Raw genomic sequence first — 16134 nt, 5'->3', positions numbered from 1 at the left:
CTTTCACCGCAACGCAACAGTCTATGACTAGTCTGCCGACTGAGGCCCCGAAAAACGGCCACGGCAGACGGATGAATGCAAAGCCCTGTGCCAGACGGGGACCATTGAGGAGCTCGCATGACCAAACAAAACGCCTATTCCCGGGAAGACCTGCTGCGCTGCAGTCGCGGCGAGCTGTTCGGCCCTGGTAATGCGCAACTGCCCGCCCCCAACATGCTGATGATCGATCGCATCGTGCATATCAGCGAAACCGGCGGGAAGTACGGCAAAGGCGAGATCGTCGCCGAGCTCGATATCAATCCTGACCTGTGGTTCTTCGCCTGCCACTTCGAAGGCGACCCGGTCATGCCCGGCTGCCTCGGCCTCGACGCCATGTGGCAGCTGGTCGGCTTCTACCTCGGCTGGCAAGGCAATCCCGGCCGTGGCCGCGCCCTGGGCTCCGGCGAAGTGAAGTTCTTCGGCCAGGTCCTGCCGACCGCGAAAAAGATCACCTACAACATCCATATCAAGCGCACTATTAATCGTTCGCTGATCCTCGGCATCGCCGATGGCACCGTGGCCGTCGACGGTCGCGAGATCTACAGCGCCGAAGGCCTGCGCGTAGGCCTGTTCACCTCTACCGACAGCTTCTGAAGGACATCCGCATGCGTCGCGTCGTGATCACTGGCCTGGGCATCGTCTCCTGCCTGGGCAATGACAAAGCCACCGTTTCCGCCAACCTGCGCGCCGGCAACGCCGGTATCCGCCACAACCCCTCCTATGCGGAGATGGGTCTGCGCAGCCAGGTGTCCGGTTCGGTCAACCTGAACCTGGAAGAGCTGATCGATCGCAAGCTCTTCCGCTTCATGGGCGATGCCGCTGCCTACGCCTACCTGGCGATGCAGCAGGCCATCGAAGACGCCGGCCTGACCGCCGAACAGATCTCCAACCCGCGCGTGGGCCTGATCGCCGGTTCCGGCGGTGCTTCCACCGTCAACCAGATGGAAGCCATCGACACCCTGCGCGAGAAGGGCGTCAAGCGCATCGGCCCATACCGCGTGACCCGCACCATGGGCAGCACCGTTTCCGCCTGCCTGGCCACCCCCTTCCAGATCAAGGGTGTGAACTTCTCCATCTCCTCGGCCTGCGCCACCAGCGCGCACTGCATCGGCCAGGCCATGGAGCAGATCCAACTGGGCAAGCAGGACATGGTCTTCGCCGGCGGCGGTGAAGAAGAGCATTGGAGCCAGAGCTGCCTGTTCGACGCCATGGGCGCCCTGTCCACCCAGTACAACGAAACCCCTGAGCGCGCCTCCCGCGCGTACGACGCCAAGCGTGACGGTTTCGTCATCGCCGGCGGCGGCGGCATGGTGGTTGTCGAGGAGCTGGAACACGCCCTCAAGCGCGGCGCCAAGATCTACGCGGAAATCGTCGGCTACGGCGCGACTTCCGACGGCTACGACATGGTTGCGCCGAGTGGTGAAGGCGCCATCCGCTGCATGCAGCAGGCGCTGGCCACCGTCGACACCCCGATCGACTACCTGAACACCCACGGCACTTCCACTCCGGTGGGCGACGTGGCGGAAATCCGTGGCGTTCGCGCTGTGTTCGGCGACAAGGCACCGGCCATCAGCTCCACCAAGAGCCTCTCCGGCCACTCGCTGGGCGCGGCCGGTGTGCAGGAAGCCATCTACTGCCTGCTGATGATGGAAGGCAAGTTCATGGCCGGCTCCGCCAACATCGACGAGCTCGACCCTGAAGTGGCCGACCTGCCGATCCTGCGCGAGACCCGCGAGGACGCCCAGATCGACACCGTCATGTCGAACAGCTTCGGCTTCGGCGGCACCAACGCCACCCTGGTACTGCGCCGCTTCAACGGCTGACGGTACCTGCGGTACCGACAAGGCCCGTATCCCCGGATACGGGCCTTGTCATTTCTGCCTGTCGAAAAGCTTTCCTGCGCGACTCTGCAGGCGAGTGACGGGTAGGAGCGAGCTTGCTCGCGAACAGATTTTCCATCCAAACGAAAAAGGGCGCCGATTGGCGCCCTTCCGTTTTCCTGGCAATCAAGCCGCTTCGCGACCCTCCGAGGCTTTCTCGCGGCCGCCCACTCGAGGCAGCAACATGGGCACCTTCTGCCGGTAGTCTGCGTACTCCGGATGCTCGCGCAGCAGGTCGCGTTCTTCCAGCTGGATCGCGGCCAGGATGTAGATGCTGGTCAGCACCGCGAACAGCAGGTGGGTAGCGGTCATGGTCGGTGTCGCCCAGAAGCACAGGAACCAGCCCAGGTACAGGGGATGCCGCACCAGCTTGTAGGCACCCGGCATCTTGAATTCCAGCGCCGTGTAGGGTTTTCCCAGCAGGTTCAGCCACACCTGGCGCAGCCCGAACAGGTCGAAGTGGTTGATCAGCAGCGTGGCGTAAAACACCAGTGCCCAGCCGAAACCGAACGTCGCACCCAGTACCAGGCGGCCGGAGCGGTTCTCGATGTTCCAGATTTCACCACCCAGGGGCTGCCAGTAGCTGTACAGCAGGATCAGCGCCAGGCTGGAAAACAGCACGTAGGTGCTGCGCTCGGCTGCAGGCGGAATCCACTGGGTCCACCACGCCTTGAAGGCTGGACGGGCCATCAGGCTGTGCTGGACGGAGAAGATGGCCAGCAGCAGCACGTCGACTCCGAGGGCGGCCCAGAACGGCAGGCGCGGTTCACCATCCAGGGTACGCGGCGCAAATGGCAGGTTGGCGATGAAGCCGATGGAGTAGACGAAGGTGGCAAAGAAGATCAGGTAACTGATCAGACCGTAGAAGAAGATCGAAACGCGTTTGAAGTAGGTGAACATGATGCGCTCCTGCCTGGGGTTCTGGTCGGCGGCATCTCTCCGCCTTGGACACCAGATTGGCCCCGGCCTGTATCAGCCCTATGGCTGGCAGCGCTCAGTTTGTTTCCGCTTTGTATCCGCTCCGCGGGCTCTCCAGCCAAGCCTGCAACAGTTGATGCAGGCGTTGCTGGTTCAGAGGTTTGGTCAGCAGCGCCTTGACGCCCTGCTGCTGCACCTCGCTCTCCAGCAACGAGTCGCTGAAACCCGTGTAGAGCACGATGGGCAGATCCGCCCGGGAAGCCAGCAGGCGTCTGGCGACCTGAAGGCCGGAAAGGCGCGGCATGCTCTGGTCGAGGATGACGAAATCCCAGGCGTAGGGATCGGCGCAGAGCAGCTGGCTGGCCTGCTCGGCGTCACAGAAGATGCCGGTTTCCAACCCCCATCCCTCCAGCAGCTCGCCCATGAACTCGGCCACGGTGGCGTCATCGTCCACCACCGCCACGCGCCCACACAGGGCCGAGCGCAACAGCGGACGCTCGGCCGTCGGCGCACTGGTCGCTTCCGCAGCTGCCGCCGGGCCGTGGGCCGGCATCAGTACGCGGAAGGTGGCGCCCTGCCCCGGCGCACTGTCCAGGTGGATATGGCCGCCGTACTCATGGACGATGCCATGCACCATGGACAAGCCCATGCCGCTGCCCTGCCCACTCGCCTTGGTCGAGAAGAACGGCTCGAAAATCTGCGCGCGCAAGGTCGGGTCGATGCCCGGGCCGCTGTCACTCACGGTCAACGCAACATAGGAGCCCTTGATGCGCTGCTGGCAGGACGCGCATATGCCCTCCATCTCCTGCTGACAGAGGCTCACCCGCAACTGGCCGACGCTGCCCATGGCATCGCGGGCGTTGATGCAGAGGTTCATCAGCACCTGCTCCAGCTGCACCGGGTCCGCCAGAACCTGCGGCAGGTCGTGGTCCAGCTTCACCTCCAGTTCGACGGTCGCCGGCAAGGTCGACTCCACCAGGCGGATGAAATCCCCCAGCAGCAGGTCCAGCGCCACTACCTGCGGCTTGCCGCGGCTGCCGCGACTGAAGGTAAGCATCTGCTGGATCAGGTCGCGGGCCTTCTCCGCCGAGCGCTGCACCCGTGACAGGTACTTGCCGAGTCGCTCGTCACCACCCTGCTCCGCCAGCTCCTGGGCCATCACGGTGTAGCCGAGCATGCTGGTCAGCAGATTGTTGAAGTCGTGGGCAATGCCGCCCGTGAGGTGCCCGATGGCTTCCATGCGCTGGGCCTGGCGCAGCTGCTGCTCCAGGCGGGCGCGCTCTTCTTCGGCCTGAGTGCGTTCGGTGATATCGCGCAGGTAGCAGATGAAGCGCGGACCCTCGTCTCCCGGCACCTGGGTCAGGGCCAGTTCAGCGGCGAATTCACGGCCATCGGCACGCTGGGCCACCACTTCCATGCGCTTGCCGAGGAACGCCCCGTGCCCGGTCTGTGCGTAATGCTCCAACGCGTGTTCGTAGGCGTCACGGAAGCGTGGCGGGATGATCAGTTTCAGCAGCGAGTGGCCCAGCGCCTGTTCGCGACTGATACCGAAGCACTGCTCGGCCGCCGGGTTGAACGCTAGTACTCGGCCGGACTCGTCCATGCTGATGAAGCAGTCCAGGGCCGTGTTGGTGATGGCGCGGTACTGCATTTCGCTGGCACGCAGCGCCTGTTCGGCCTCCTTGCGCTGGGTGATCTCGCGGGTGATGCCGAGAATACGGTCGATGCCGCCGATGGCGACGCGCTTGAGCAGCACCTCATCCCAGTGCAGGCTGCCGTCGCGATTGCGCCGGTGCCATTCGAAACGCTGCACCTGGCCGGCAGCGGCGCGCGACAGGAAGCCAGCCGCCTCCTTGCCGGTATAGGGCGAGTAGCCGGCACTGAACGCGTCGATCTCCAGCTTGAGCATTTCCTCGTAGCTATAGCCATAGGCAAGGCAGGCCTTGGGATTGACGTCGACCAAGGCGCCACTTTCGATGTCGTGGACGAAGATGGCATCTTCCGAGGTATTGAAGATCGCCCGGTAACTGGCCTCGGCTTCCAGCCGCTCTATCTCCGCCGCAGCCCGGACCGAGAAGATGCGCAGCACGGACTCCACCTTGTCGCGGTCGCTCATCGGCCCCAACCGGCCGGCGGCGATCAACCCCAAGGGCCGACCATCGCTGGCAAAAAGCGGGAAGCCGGCGTAACTGTCGACACCAAAGGACGCCAGGACCTCATCACCGGGGTAGGAACTGCGCAGGTCGCGGGGCACGAAATGGAAACTGCGGCCGAACACCTCGGCGCAAGGTGTGCCTTTCAGGTCGTAGGTGGCGTTCTGGTGCAGCTTGCCCTCGTAGTAGAGCGCAAGGGTGGTGAGGCGTTGCGGGCCCTCGTCGCTGATGCGGCTGACGAAGGCGAAATCGGCATTCAGCGAGCGCACCATGTAGCGCGCGATGGCTTCGAACACCTCGTTGCCGGTCGCGGCGGACACGCCCAGGGCAACAAAGCGCAGGACTTCTTCCAGGCTCTTGCGCGAACTGATGTCGGTGGAGATGCCGCAGACGGCGCTGACTCGCCCTTCGCCATCGAACAGCGGGAACTTGTTCGACAGATAGGTGCGGATGCCACTGCCCATGGGCACCTGCTCCTCGAACTCCAGTTCATGTCCGAGTTGGATCACCCGCAGGTCATTGGCGCGCAGCACGTCGGCGATTTCGCGGGGGAAGAACTCGTGATCGGTATGCCCCAGCACCCGCTCGGCACGTACCTTGAACAGGCGCTCGAAAGCGCGGTTGACCAGCGCCAGGCGGCCATCCAGGTCCTTCACGTAGATCACCGCACTGCTGTTATCGACGATCTGCCGCAGGCGATGCTCTTCGGCACTGATGGTGAAGTGGCGGGTCAATGGCTGGCTCACCGGCGGGCCCTCCGGGGGTAGCGGACTGCCTGAGTATAGAGATAGCCCGCCCCAGTCCGGGGAGTGCCCGAGACCATTGAAACAATTGAAACAAAGGGCAGTGTGGGAACGAACTCGTTCGCTGTGTCCGCATTACGTGTTGCACGCAACTGCATTGCCCGTAGGAGCTGGTTTGCCAGCGAAGGGCCCTTTTTTCGCTAGCAAACTAGCTCCTACAAGAATCGCTTCCGCAGCCTTAGGACTCAGCCCGGGACGAACATGTAACCGACGCCGCGTACGGTGCGAATGATCTGCGGCTTGTCCGGGTCCGTTTCCAGCTTGCGCCGCAGGCGCGCTATGCGGATATCGATGGAGCGGTCGAAGGGGTTCCAGTCACGGTGCTGCGTCAGGTTCAGCAACTGGTCGCGGGACAGCGGCCGGTTGGGGCGCTGGGCGAAGGCCTGCAGCAGGTCGAACTCCATGGCGGTCAGGGGGATTTCCTCGCCCGCCGCATCGAACAGTTGGCGACTCTGCAGATCGAGGCGGCAAAGGCCGAGTTGCAAGCAGGGATTGTCGCTTTCGGTGGCGGCCACGGCCGCTGGTGACGGGGCACGGCGATAGCGCCGCAGCACGGTCTTCAGCCGCGCCAGCAGCTCCCTGGGATCGAAGGGCTTGGCAATGTAATCGTCAGCCCCCACTTCCAGGCCGACGATGCGATCCAGCGGCGTTCCGGCGCCAGACACCATGATCACCGGCAGATCGTGATGCTCGCGCAGGTAGCGCGCCAGGCTGAGGCCATCCTCGCCCGGTAGCCCGACATCCAGCAGCACCAGGTCGGGCAACGCTTCGGCCAGCCGTGCCCGCATCTGGCGGCTGTCGGCCACCGCGTGGACCTGGTAGCCCTGGCCGCCAAGGTAATCCAGCAATAACTCGCGGATCGCCTCGTCGTCGTCCACCACCAGGATGCTGATCTGTTCGGCCATGGGCCCGCGCCTCGCGCCTGCTTCAGACCCAGCGACTATAGCGCGCCACGGCGACGCGCGCGGAATCAGCGGACGGTGAAGTTCTGTTCGGCCAACAGGCGGTCGCCCTGGAAGACCATGAAACGCCATTCACCTGGTACCACTTCGTAGCGCTCGGTGAACTCGAAGGCCATCACGTCGGTGGGCGCGCCAGGCGCCATCTTCTGCTCCACCACGAACTTGTCGTGGCGCTTGCCATCCGGGGTGACCACGCCCGGGGTGAGGTAAAGCAAGGTCAGCGGCGCGTCCTTTTCCTGCTTGCCGAGCAAGGTGTAGCGCATGCCGAACTTGGTACCGAGCTTGGCCGGGATTTCGTCGGTCTGTTCGATGGTCTGGTTGCTGCGGGTCAGCACACGCTCGCCCGGCTGGTAGTCCTGGTACTGGGATTCGAAGATGCCGTATTCCACCGGGCCATCCACTCGCACATCAGCCAGGGCAACGCTGGAAGCCAGGCCGAGGGCCACGAGTGCTGTCATTCGAAAGGGGATCATGTCGCGCTCCTTGTTTGCGGTGGCGCGAGGTTATGACGTGCCCATGACATCCTTGTGACAGAGTTACTGCGCGCCCTCACGCCGGTGCTTGCGGGGTAGCACGGCAAGGAAGTTGTCCCGCGCCACCTTGCGCGCCACCGACGCTGGCAACGCGTCGAGGAAGGGATCGTAGGCCGTCAGGTAGTCCCCCAGCCCGTCAAAGCGCCCCACTACATCCGAGCCCAGCATGAAGCGGTCCGGATACCGTTTCACCAGCTTCAGCCAACCGCGGTCCGGCTTGCCGTCGGCGTCCAGCAGATAGGGCTCGAGCACGCTCCATGACAGGTCGATATAGAGGTTGGGATAGGCCTTGAGCATCCGCTTCAGCGTCGGCAGGAGGAAGTCCAGCTTCGTCTGGTGACGGTGGATTTCCAGGCTCGCGCCGGCATGGGCCCAGATGAAGCGCACGTGGGGATGGTTGCGCAGGGGCTCCTCCACTTCCTGCAAGTAGAGGGGATTGCGCTCGCGCTGGGAGGTGATGTTCGAGTGCAGCAAAACCGGCAGGTCGTACTCGGCCGCCAGGTGATAGACGCGGGTCATCGCCTCGTTGTTGGCCCGTGGCGTGTCGCCATCAATCAGGGCAGTGAGGTTGTCGTGACGGGTGAACACTTCACCGATGCCCTGCCAAAGGCCGGGGTCCAGCTCGAGCATGCGACGAATGTGCGCATCGGAATTCTTGTCGTTGGGGTTGAAGCCGCTCAGGAACGGATGGAAGCGCTTGCGTTGCCCGGCCGGCAGTTGCTTCACCGCCGCGGCCACTTGCACGTCGGTGGCGCTGTACCAGTAGGCGGCGGCATCATCCCCGGCGTAATAGCGCGGCCGCTTGGGCTCGTCCTCGTGCCATTTCTTGGCCACCGGAATGCCGGAAATCATCACATGGTCGATGTTTCCCTGGTCCATCGCTTTCAGCAGGGCCTTCATTCCATCGCTTTCCTGGAAGAAGTCCACGTAATGCAGATGGGCGTCGCTGTAGCGGTACTCATGCGCTTCACCCGTCAGGGTGGCCGCCAGTAGCAGCGCAGCAAGACTGGTCCTCAGTCGGTACAAGACACTTCCTCCGGCAAGGCGAGCGACTGTAGACCGGCATCCACCGGCGTGCGTTCAACGCACGCGTCCTGCTGCTGGCCGTCGCCCTTTGCGTTAGCCTAGCCGGGACTCGATCCGCTCATTGGCCAGGAGGCCCTCCATGACAATCCGTCTCACCCGTGATTCCGCTAACGGTACCCGCCAGCGCATCGAACTGGACGACAAGGCACCGCTGTTCACCGACCTGCCGACAGAGCTGGGTGGCGCAGGTGCAGACCCCGAGCCCCATGATTACTTCGATGCGGCCCTCGGCAGCTGCAAGGCGCTGACCGTCACCTATTACGCGCAGAAGAATGGCATCCCGCTGACGGGGGTGGACGTCGACGTAACCCGCGACGACAGCGAGGAGCGCAAGGGACACTACCGCCTGGACGTGAAGCTGACCCTGCGCGGCGCCCTCACCGACGAGCAGCGCGCCACCCTGCTGCGCATCGCCGACAAGTGCCCGGTACACAAGTTGATGACCCAGGTGGAAGTGAGCATCGAAACCCGCCTTGCCGAAGGCGACTTCAGTCAGTGACCCATGCAGGAATCCAGAGCATGAGCATCCTCACCATCCGGCCCCGCGCCGAAGAAGTCGCCGGCCAGCCGATTCTCCGCCCGCTGCCCTCGGCCCAATGCCGTAGCGTCGGCCCCTTCGTGTTCTTCGATCACATGCTGGAGGCGGACTACGCGCCAGGAAACGGCATGGACGTGCGTCAGCATCCGCATATCGGCCTGTCCACCCTCACCTACCTGTTCGAAGGCGAGCTGCAACACAAGGACAGCCTGGGCTCGGACCAGTTGGTGAAGCCGGGTGATGTCAGCTGGATGACGGCCGGCCGAGGCGTCGCCCATGTCGAGCGCACGCCGGCGAACCTGCTGGCCAGCGGCTCCCGCGCCCACGGCCTGCAAGTCTGGCTGGCTTTGCCCAAGGCCTTCGAGGATTGCGAACCCAGCTACAGCCATCACCCGGCATCCAGTCTGCCCGAGCAGGAGGCACTCGGCGCACGCATCCGCCTGATCGCCGGAACCGGCTTCTGCCTGGAATCCCCCGTACCGGTGCTCTCCCCTACTCTCTACGCCGACCTGCAACTGGAAGCCGGCGCCACGCTGACCATTCCCTGCGAGCATCCCCAACGGGCCTTGTACCTGCTGGATGGCGATGCCTCGCTCGACGACGAGCCGCTGGAACCGCGCAGTCTGGTGGTTTTGCCCGAAGGCGTGGAGTTCGTGCTTTCCGCCTGCAGCAGCTGCCAACTGGTGATGATCGGCGGTGCTCCGCTGGACGGCCCGCGACGGATGAACTGGAACTTCGTGTCCAGCAGCCCCGAGCTGATCGAAAACGCGCGCAACCGTTGGGCGGCAGGTGACTGGCCGACCGTACCGGGCGAGACCAGCCGGATCGAGTTGCCGCGCTGATGTTGTGGGGGCGAGTTCATTCGCCAGGCGGGACGTAGTCCCGCTGTAGGTTGGCGCTGAGCGCAGCGAAGCCCAACAACGGAGTTCCGGCAATCGTTGGGCTTCGCTGCGCTCTGCCGCAACCTACGGAATGTGGGTAGGGGGATTGAGCGCTTGGGAGACCAAATTCGCGAATGAATTCGCTCCCACACTCAGACGAAGACTTCATCCAGCAGGGCGTACATCGAGGCAAAAGCGCGCTTGGACACCTTGGCGTTGTATTGCGAGGTGCCCGGATTGTTCGCGGCCGGGTCGGTGAACGAATGCACGGCCCCGCCATAGCTCAGCAACTGCCAATCCACGCTTGCCTCGCCCATCTCTTTGGCAAACGCCGGCAATTGTTCACGGGGCACCAGCGGGTCCAGGGCGCCATCCAGCACCAGCACGGCTCCCTGGATATTGCGGGCGTCAGCAGGGTTGGGTGTATCCAGTGCGCCGTGGAATGAAACGGCAGCCTTGAGCGGGGCTCCGGCCCTGGCCAGCTCCAGCGCACAGGTGCCACCGAAACAGAAACCGAAAGCCGCCAGGCGCGCTCCCTCCATCGGCGCAATGTCCTGATCGCGCAAGGCGTCGAGGGCCGCCAGCAGGCGTCGGCGCAGCAACGCTCGATCCTGCTTGAGCGGCAGCATGGCGGCGCTCGCCTCGGCCGCGTTTGCCGGTCGCACTGCCGTGCCATAGAGGTCGACCAGCAGTACGCGATAACCCCGGCCGGCCACCTGACCCGCCAGTTCGAGCGCGCCATCGCTGACCCCGAACCAGTTGGGCGCCATCAACAACCCGGGACGCGGGGCCGTGTCGGCAGCATCGAACAGCAGGCGACCTTCGAATGCCAGACCATCGACGGTATAGCCAACGGCCTGGGACTGGAGTTGCGTCATGGGTTACCTCGCTCCGGTGAAGACTTCATCGAACAGGTCGTTCATGGCCTGGTAGGCCCGGGCGGCGACCTTGGGATTGTATTCATTGCGCCCCGGCACATTGGCCCCGCGCTCGGTGAACGAATGCACTGCGCCGCCGTAACTGACCAGTTGCCAATCGGCCTTGGACGCAGCCATTTCAGCGGTGAAGGCATCCACCTGGGCCTTGGGCACAGCCGGGTCGTCCGCACCATGCAGCACCAGCACCGGCGCGCGAATGTTGCGGGCATCAGCGGGATTGGGCGTATCGAGGTTGCCATGGAAGGACACGAACCCCTTCAGTGGCGCCCCTGAGCGCGCCAGTTCCAGCACGCTGCCGCCCCCGAAGCAGAAGCCGATGGCTCCAAGGCTGGCCAGGTCCAGCGGCACTTTCTCACCTTGCTTGCGGAGCACCTCCACGCCGGCCTGGGCGCGCTTGCGCATCAGCGGACGATCGCCCCGCACGGCGGTAGCCGCAGCCTTCGCCTCTTCCGGGTTACTCGGGCGGAGGTCCTTGCCGTACATGTCGGCGATGAAGATCACGTAGCGCTCCCCCGCGATCTCCTTGGCCTGTTCAGCTGCAGCCGGGGTCACGCCGAGCCAGTTGGGCACCATCATCAGTCCGGGCCGCGGCGTCTTCACCGCATCGTCGTAAACCAACGTGCCCTCGAAGGGCTTGCCGTCGATCTCGTAGGGAACTGCCTGGGTGACCATGGCCGCCCAGGCGGGGCCGGTAAATGCAAACAGCAGCGAAGGCAGCAGCAGACGGTTCATGGAGCGCTCTCCTGTCCCGGGGAATGACCAAGGTTAGACCGTCCGGCCGTGAAACAGTCCTACTCCTTTATTGCTTCGATTTTCAGCTGCCCATGAACCGCATCGCCAGTAGGAGCTGGCTTGCCAGCGAATGGCCCCTTTCGCTAGCAAGCTAGCTCCTACAAGGCACCGACGGTCGAATTCGCCCCCACAAAGAGCCAGCCAAGATTCGCGAGAAAGAAAAAGGCCCGCATCAGCGGGCCTTTCTTCGTACCTTTCGGCTATCAGGCGGAGAGTTCCACCAGCAGCTTGTTCAGGCGACGCACGTAGGCGGCCGGGTCCTTCAGGCTGTCGCCTGCGGCCAGGGCAGCCTGGTCGAAGAGGATGTGCGACAGCTCGCCGAAGCGGTCCTCGTCCTGCTCGCCGTCGAGTTTCTCGATCAGCGGATGGGCCGGATTGATCTCGAAGATCGGCTTGGAGTCCGGCACTTTCTGGCCGCTGGCTTCGAGGATCTGGCGCATTTGCAGGCCCAGGTCCTGTTCGCCGATGGCGAGGATCGCCGGAGAGTCGGTCAGGCGGTGCGACACGCGCACTTCCGAAACTTCCTCACCCAGGGCGGACTTGAGGCGCTCGATCAGCCCTTCCTTGGTCTTGGCGACTTCTTCCTGGGCCTTCTTGTCCTCTTCCGAGTCCAGCTTGCCAAGGTCGAGATCGCCGCGGGCGACATCGACGAAGCCCTTGCCGTCGAAATCGGAGAGGTAGCTCATCAGCCACTCGTCAATGCGGTCGGTGAGCAGCAGCACTTCGATGCCTTTCTTGCGGAAGACTTCCAGGTGCGGGCTGTTCTTCACCTGCGAATAGCTCTCGCCGGTGAGGTAGTAGATCTTGTCCTGGCCTTCCTTCATGCGGCCGATGTAATCGGCCAGGGAAACGCTCTGCTCGCCCGAATTGTCGCTGGTGCCAGCGAAGCGCAGCAGGCCGGCGATCTTCTCCTTGTTGGCGAAGTCCTCGGCTGGACCTTCCTTCAGCACCTGGCCGAAGTTCTTCCAGAAGCCCTTGTATTGCTCGGGCTCGTTCTTCGCCAGCTTCTCCAGCATGTCCAGAACGCGCTTGGTCAGCGCCGACTTCATGGACTCGATCACCGGGCCGGATTGCAGGATTTCGCGGGAGACGTTCAGCGACAGGTCATTGGAGTCCACCACGCCCTTGATGAAGCGCAGGTAGAGCGGCAGGAACTGGTCAGCCTGGTCCATGATGAACACGCGCTGGACGTAAAGCTTCAGGCCGCGCGGCGCCTCGCGGTGATAAAGGTCGAAGGGTGCGCGGGCCGGGACGTAGAGCAGCGAGGTGTATTCCAGCTTGCCCTCGACCTTGTTGTGGCTCCAGGACAGCGGGTTCTCGAAGTCGTGGGCGACGTGCTTGTAGAACTCCTGGTACTCCTCGTCCTTCACCTCGGTGCGCGGACGGGTCCAGAGCGCACTGGCGCGGTTGACGGTTTCCCACTCCTGCTCGGCCGGCGCATCTTCGCCGTGATGCTCTTTCGGCAGCTCGATGGGCAGGGCGATGTGGTCCGAGTACTTCTTGATGACGTTGCGCAGGCGCCAGCCGTCGGCGAACTCTTCTTCGCCGCTCTTCAGGTGCAGGACGATGCGGGTACCGCGTTCGGCCTTGTCGATAGTGGCGATGTCGAACTCGCCCTCGCCTTGCGACGACCAGTGAACGCCCTCGGCGGCAGCCAGGCCGGCGCGGCGGGTGAACACATCGACCTTGTCGGCGACGATGAACGCGGAATAGAAGCCCACACCGAACTGGCCGATCAGGTGGGAATCCTTCTTCTGGTCGCCAGAGAGATTCTTCAGGAAGTCGGCGGTACCGGACTTGGCGATGGTGCCCAGGTGAGCGATCACCTCGTCACGGCTCATGCCGATGCCGTTGTCCTCGAGGGTGACGGTGCGAGCATCCTTGTCGAAGCTGACGCGGATCTTCAGCTCGGCGCCGCCTTCCAGCAGCGCAGGCGCTGCCAGCGCTTCGAAGCGCAGCTTGTCGGCGGCGTCGGAGGCGTTGGAAATCAGCTCGCGGAGGAAGATTTCCTTGTTGGAATACAGGGAATGGATCATCAGGTGAAGCAGTTGCTTCACCTCGGTCTGGAAGCCCAGGGTTTCTTTTTGAGTTTCCACACTCATGGTCGTCTTACTCCACGTGGATGGCTTGGGCCGCTTACAGCGGCGGATCACATCCAGATGGGGCCTTCGACAAGGATTTCAAGTGCTTAGCGAAAGCGGGAAGAACCTGGCTTTCGCTGCATGCACGTCGGGCCCCGCTCTTCACATACGCAGCGAAGCCGATCCAGGACTCCCCGGCTTTACGGTTCGAGCAGTTCGACGTCAGAAACCTCGTCCAGGTCGAAGCTGAAGCTCGCGGCCCCTGCCCCACCGAGGTTGCGACGAATCAGAACACGGCCCTCACGATCCAGCCCGGCGAAGCGGCCTTCGGCTGTGCTGCCGCGTACCGTGTACACGCGCATGCTGAGTTCCTGGTACTGCGCGGGATTGCTAAGCAGGCGTTGCAAGGAGAAGCGCAGGCGGCGATCTACCGCATGGGCGCTGTCCGCTGGTGATACGGGCTCCTCTGCCTCGCTCGGCGCCGGGGCCACGCTGGAGACTGCCAACGGCGGGAAGCTGTCGCGACTCACGCGCCAACCCCGGCTCTCACTCTTTATCAGTTGCAGCGGCAAACGCTGGGGCTGGCCGCCGATGCGGGCTTCCACCTCCACCTCCAGTTCGCGTGCCGGCAGACTGACGGCCGGCAGCGGGGCCAGCTCGACATCACGGGTAGCGAAGCGGCGTTGCAGGTAATCGCGGATGACATAGGCCAGCGTGTCACGGGAGTCGTAACGCGTGTCTACGTGGCCGTCACGGTAGCGCAGACGATCAGTGAAGACCTCCAGATGGCCGGATAGCGTGGTCGCGAATTTCGGCGGCAGCACCAGATGGAAGTCGCCGGCCAGGCGATTCGGGGCGACCGGCTGAAGGTCCAGGTGCAGCGTGTAGCCCCGGGGGATGCGCCGGGCTTCGGGCAGCTCCTGCTCCGGGAGCAGCCAGCTGATTTCGATTTCCGGTTGCGGGCCGGCATCCTCGGGCAATACATCCAGGCGCAGGGCTCCCTGCGGCTGACTGCCGACCCGGATGGTGAGCTCGCGACGGGCATAGAAGTCCTGGCCCTCGCGCAGGCTGAGAATGCCATCCACCAGTTCGGCTTGAAGCGGAGCGAAGCGCTGCCCGTTGAGTTCGCCATTGAGGCGGATGTCCAGCTCGGAAGCTGTCTGCTGCTCGTCGCCCAGCCAGCGCAGGCTCAGGATCGCCTGCAGGCGCTCCGGGTCCTGCGCGGCGAGCATGGTCAGGCCCACCACCAGCGGTATGAACCCCATGGCTCCAAACGCCACGGCCTTGCGCGCGGTTCGCCAATGGTAGAGCACGTAGGCCAGCGTCACCGGCGGCAGCAGGCTGCCGAAGCCCCAGAGCAGGCTGGTGCCGAACGCGCGCATCACCAGCCAGACGAGGCCGGTGACGATCAGCAGCAGGCCACCGAGTATGAGTAACGCAACCATCGGGCTTTCCTTGTGAGCGACCGGACGCGCCTGACGCGCCTCAGGATTCGTCGACCTTGAAGTGGGCGCGCGCGGTGGCGATGGGCTCGGTCTGGGTGGTCTGCCAGGCGGTAATGGCGACGTTGGCGACACGGCGGCCTTGTCGCCAGACCTGGCATTGGACGTAGGTGTCACGATAGTGCCCGGCGCGCAGGTAATCTATCGAGAAGTCGATGATTTTGGGCATATGTGGCGTGCCCATGAACATCAGCAAGTGGAGCATCGCCGCGTGCTCCATGAAGCCGGCGATCACGCCGCCATGGATGGCTGGCAGGGTCGGATTGCCAATGTTGTCCTTGTTCGCCGGCAGGCGGAACACCATGTCATCCCCGAGGCGCAGGCATTCCATGCCGATCAGCTTGGCGTAGGGGATCAGGCAGACCAGCGAGTCGTAATCGTTCTTCTCGTGGGCTTCGCGCACCACGGCGCTGAGGTCGAGGCTCATGCCGCACCTCCCTGCTTCAGCTGCCCGGGCTTGCCCATGCGCATGAACGCGCCCACCACATGGGCGATGGGCTGTGCCGGGTCGTCCTGGTAGGCATAGCCACGGGTGAAGATGATGTTGGGGGTAACCCGGTAGCACTCGGCAAAACCGAAGACATCCTTGTGCGGCTCGGCCGGGTGCATGTAGTCGATGCGCAGGTCCAGAGTCGGGCAGATCTCGAACTCCGGCAGCACGCAGACCGTGGAAATGCCGCAGGTGGTATCCATCAGCGTGGTAATGGCACCACCGTGGATCACGCCGGTTTCCGGATTGCCGATGATCTGCGTGCTGTACGGCAGGCGCAGGGTCAGGCCCTGGGGAGTGGCGTCGTGCACGCTGAGGCCGAGCACCTGGCAATGACGCAGCACGGAAAGAAAGCGCTGCGCCCGTTCGATTAGGGTGTTGTCCGTCATGACTGCAACCTTGGCGGAGGGTGGGCAAAGAGGCGAATCATACCCTGCCCCACCCGCTTGCGCCGTGGGAGACCGCGCAGTCATGCTTTTTGCAATTGGCGCGGAACTTAGAAACGAATCACAAACTCCAACGGCTATCGATGAGGAAA

At 63.8% G+C, this 16134-nt stretch carries 15 protein-coding genes; 4 read left to right on the top strand and 11 right to left on the bottom strand.

Translation table 11 applies throughout. From position 1 onward, the window contains the following. Positions 1 to 117: 117 nt before the first annotated feature. Together fabA and fabB are read left to right on the top strand one after the other, a co-directional pair. Positions 118 to 633 carry a 3-hydroxyacyl-[acyl-carrier-protein] dehydratase FabA gene (fabA, locus tag E8E95_RS23420; protein ID WP_280354255.1) on the top strand — a complete coding sequence of 172 codons (516 nt, stop codon included), beginning with the start codon at positions 118 to 120 and terminating at the stop codon, positions 631 to 633. Between the two features lie 11 nt (positions 634 to 644). After that, positions 645 to 1862, top strand: coding sequence for a beta-ketoacyl-ACP synthase I (gene fabB, locus E8E95_RS23415; RefSeq protein ID WP_280354253.1), 1218 nt, complete (start codon positions 645 to 647; stop codon positions 1860 to 1862). Between the two features lie 183 nt (positions 1863 to 2045). On the opposite strand, the gene mddA is transcribed toward fabB, so the two are convergent. From mddA to E8E95_RS23390, 5 genes are all read right to left on the bottom strand, one after another. Then, positions 2046 to 2819: a methanethiol S-methyltransferase gene (gene mddA, locus E8E95_RS23410; RefSeq protein ID WP_280354252.1), complete on the bottom strand. Its 774-nt coding sequence runs from the start codon at positions 2817 to 2819 to the stop codon at positions 2046 to 2048. Positions 2820 to 2913: 94 nt separating this feature from the next. Further along, a complete protein-coding gene (locus tag E8E95_RS23405) occupies positions 2914 to 5736 on the bottom strand; it encodes a PAS domain S-box protein (RefSeq protein WP_280354251.1) in 2823 nt (940 codons plus the stop codon). A 242-nt stretch (positions 5737 to 5978) separates the two neighbouring features. Then, positions 5979 to 6698 (bottom strand): response regulator, encoded by a 720-nt coding sequence (locus E8E95_RS23400; RefSeq protein ID WP_280354249.1) that lies wholly within the window; start codon positions 6696 to 6698, stop codon positions 5979 to 5981. 65 nt (positions 6699 to 6763) lie between these two features. Next, positions 6764 to 7228 carry a DUF3859 domain-containing protein gene (locus tag E8E95_RS23395; protein ID WP_280354247.1) on the bottom strand — a complete coding sequence of 155 codons (465 nt, stop codon included), beginning with the start codon at positions 7226 to 7228 and terminating at the stop codon, positions 6764 to 6766. A 63-nt stretch (positions 7229 to 7291) separates the two neighbouring features. Further along, positions 7292 to 8314 carry an amidohydrolase family protein gene (locus tag E8E95_RS23390; RefSeq protein WP_280354245.1) on the bottom strand — a complete coding sequence of 341 codons (1023 nt, stop codon included), beginning with the start codon at positions 8312 to 8314 and terminating at the stop codon, positions 7292 to 7294. Between the two features lie 139 nt (positions 8315 to 8453). Here E8E95_RS23390 and E8E95_RS23385 point away from each other — a divergent pair, with 139 nt between their 5' ends. Both E8E95_RS23385 and E8E95_RS23380 read left to right on the top strand, forming a co-directional pair. After that, positions 8454 to 8873, top strand: coding sequence for an OsmC family protein (locus E8E95_RS23385; RefSeq protein WP_280354243.1), 420 nt, complete (start codon positions 8454 to 8456; stop codon positions 8871 to 8873). Positions 8874 to 8893: 20 nt separating this feature from the next. Further along, complete coding sequence (locus E8E95_RS23380; RefSeq protein WP_280354241.1) at positions 8894 to 9754, top strand: pirin family protein; 861 nt, start codon at positions 8894 to 8896, stop codon at positions 9752 to 9754. Positions 9755 to 9945: 191 nt separating this feature from the next. Here E8E95_RS23380 and E8E95_RS23375 read toward each other — a convergent pair whose 3' ends face one another. From E8E95_RS23375 to E8E95_RS23350, 6 genes are all read right to left on the bottom strand, one after another. Next, the gene (locus E8E95_RS23375) at positions 9946 to 10671 is read right to left on the bottom strand and encodes a dienelactone hydrolase family protein (protein ID WP_280354239.1); all 726 of its coding nucleotides are present in this window, start codon (positions 10669 to 10671) and stop codon (positions 9946 to 9948) included. 3 nt (positions 10672 to 10674) lie between these two features. Then, on the bottom strand, positions 10675 to 11463 hold the full coding sequence (locus tag E8E95_RS23370) for a dienelactone hydrolase family protein (protein ID WP_280354238.1): 789 nt from the start codon (positions 11461 to 11463) through the stop codon (positions 10675 to 10677). Positions 11464 to 11726: 263 nt separating this feature from the next. Continuing rightward, the gene (htpG, locus tag E8E95_RS23365; protein WP_280354237.1) at positions 11727 to 13625 is read right to left on the bottom strand and encodes a molecular chaperone HtpG; all 1899 of its coding nucleotides are present in this window, start codon (positions 13623 to 13625) and stop codon (positions 11727 to 11729) included. Positions 13626 to 13804: 179 nt separating this feature from the next. After that, entirely contained in the window at positions 13805 to 15049 is a 1245-nt protein-coding gene (locus E8E95_RS23360; RefSeq protein WP_280354236.1) for an MFS transporter, read from the bottom strand. Positions 15050 to 15089: 40 nt separating this feature from the next. Beyond that, entirely contained in the window at positions 15090 to 15533 is a 444-nt protein-coding gene (locus tag E8E95_RS23355; protein WP_077525496.1) for a PaaI family thioesterase, read from the bottom strand. After that, a complete protein-coding gene (locus E8E95_RS23350) occupies positions 15530 to 15985 on the bottom strand; it encodes a PaaI family thioesterase (protein ID WP_280354234.1) in 456 nt (151 codons plus the stop codon). Before E8E95_RS23350 ends, E8E95_RS23355 begins: the two co-directional genes overlap by 4 nt. Positions 15986 to 16134 lie beyond the last annotated feature (149 nt).

This window comes from Pseudomonas sp. BN414, from assembly GCF_029871275.1.
In the GTDB taxonomy this organism is placed as follows: domain Bacteria; phylum Pseudomonadota; class Gammaproteobacteria; order Pseudomonadales; family Pseudomonadaceae; genus Metapseudomonas; species Metapseudomonas resinovorans_C.
The sequence above is the reverse complement of the archived record's forward strand: the minus strand, read 5'-3'. Positions and strand labels throughout refer to the sequence as shown.

Excerpts from the sequence above, each read along its gene's own strand:
- E8E95_RS23360 (WP_280354236.1), bottom strand. The coding sequence starts at position 15,049 with ATGGTTGCGTTACTCATACTCGGTGGCCTGCTGCTGATCGTCACCGGC.
- mddA (WP_280354252.1), bottom strand. The coding sequence starts at position 2,819 with ATGTTCACCTACTTCAAACGCGTTTCGATCTTCTTCTACGGTCTGATC.
- fabA (WP_280354255.1), top strand. The coding sequence starts at position 118 with ATGACCAAACAAAACGCCTATTCCCGGGAAGACCTGCTGCGCTGCAGT.
- E8E95_RS23355 (WP_077525496.1), bottom strand. The coding sequence starts at position 15,533 with ATGAGCCTCGACCTCAGCGCCGTGGTGCGCGAAGCCCACGAGAAGAAC.
- E8E95_RS23385 (WP_280354243.1), top strand. The coding sequence starts at position 8,454 with ATGACAATCCGTCTCACCCGTGATTCCGCTAACGGTACCCGCCAGCGC.
- fabB (WP_280354253.1), top strand. The coding sequence starts at position 645 with ATGCGTCGCGTCGTGATCACTGGCCTGGGCATCGTCTCCTGCCTGGGC.
- E8E95_RS23375 (WP_280354239.1), bottom strand. The coding sequence starts at position 10,671 with ATGACGCAACTCCAGTCCCAGGCCGTTGGCTATACCGTCGATGGTCTG.
- E8E95_RS23395 (WP_280354247.1), bottom strand. The coding sequence starts at position 7,228 with ATGATCCCCTTTCGAATGACAGCACTCGTGGCCCTCGGCCTGGCTTCC.
- E8E95_RS23400 (WP_280354249.1), bottom strand. The coding sequence starts at position 6,698 with ATGGCCGAACAGATCAGCATCCTGGTGGTGGACGACGACGAGGCGATC.
- E8E95_RS23370 (WP_280354238.1), bottom strand. The coding sequence starts at position 11,463 with ATGAACCGTCTGCTGCTGCCTTCGCTGCTGTTTGCATTTACCGGCCCC.
- htpG (WP_280354237.1), bottom strand. The coding sequence starts at position 13,625 with ATGAGTGTGGAAACTCAAAAAGAAACCCTGGGCTTCCAGACCGAGGTG.
- E8E95_RS23380 (WP_280354241.1), top strand. The coding sequence starts at position 8,894 with ATGAGCATCCTCACCATCCGGCCCCGCGCCGAAGAAGTCGCCGGCCAG.
- E8E95_RS23350 (WP_280354234.1), bottom strand. The coding sequence starts at position 15,985 with ATGACGGACAACACCCTAATCGAACGGGCGCAGCGCTTTCTTTCCGTG.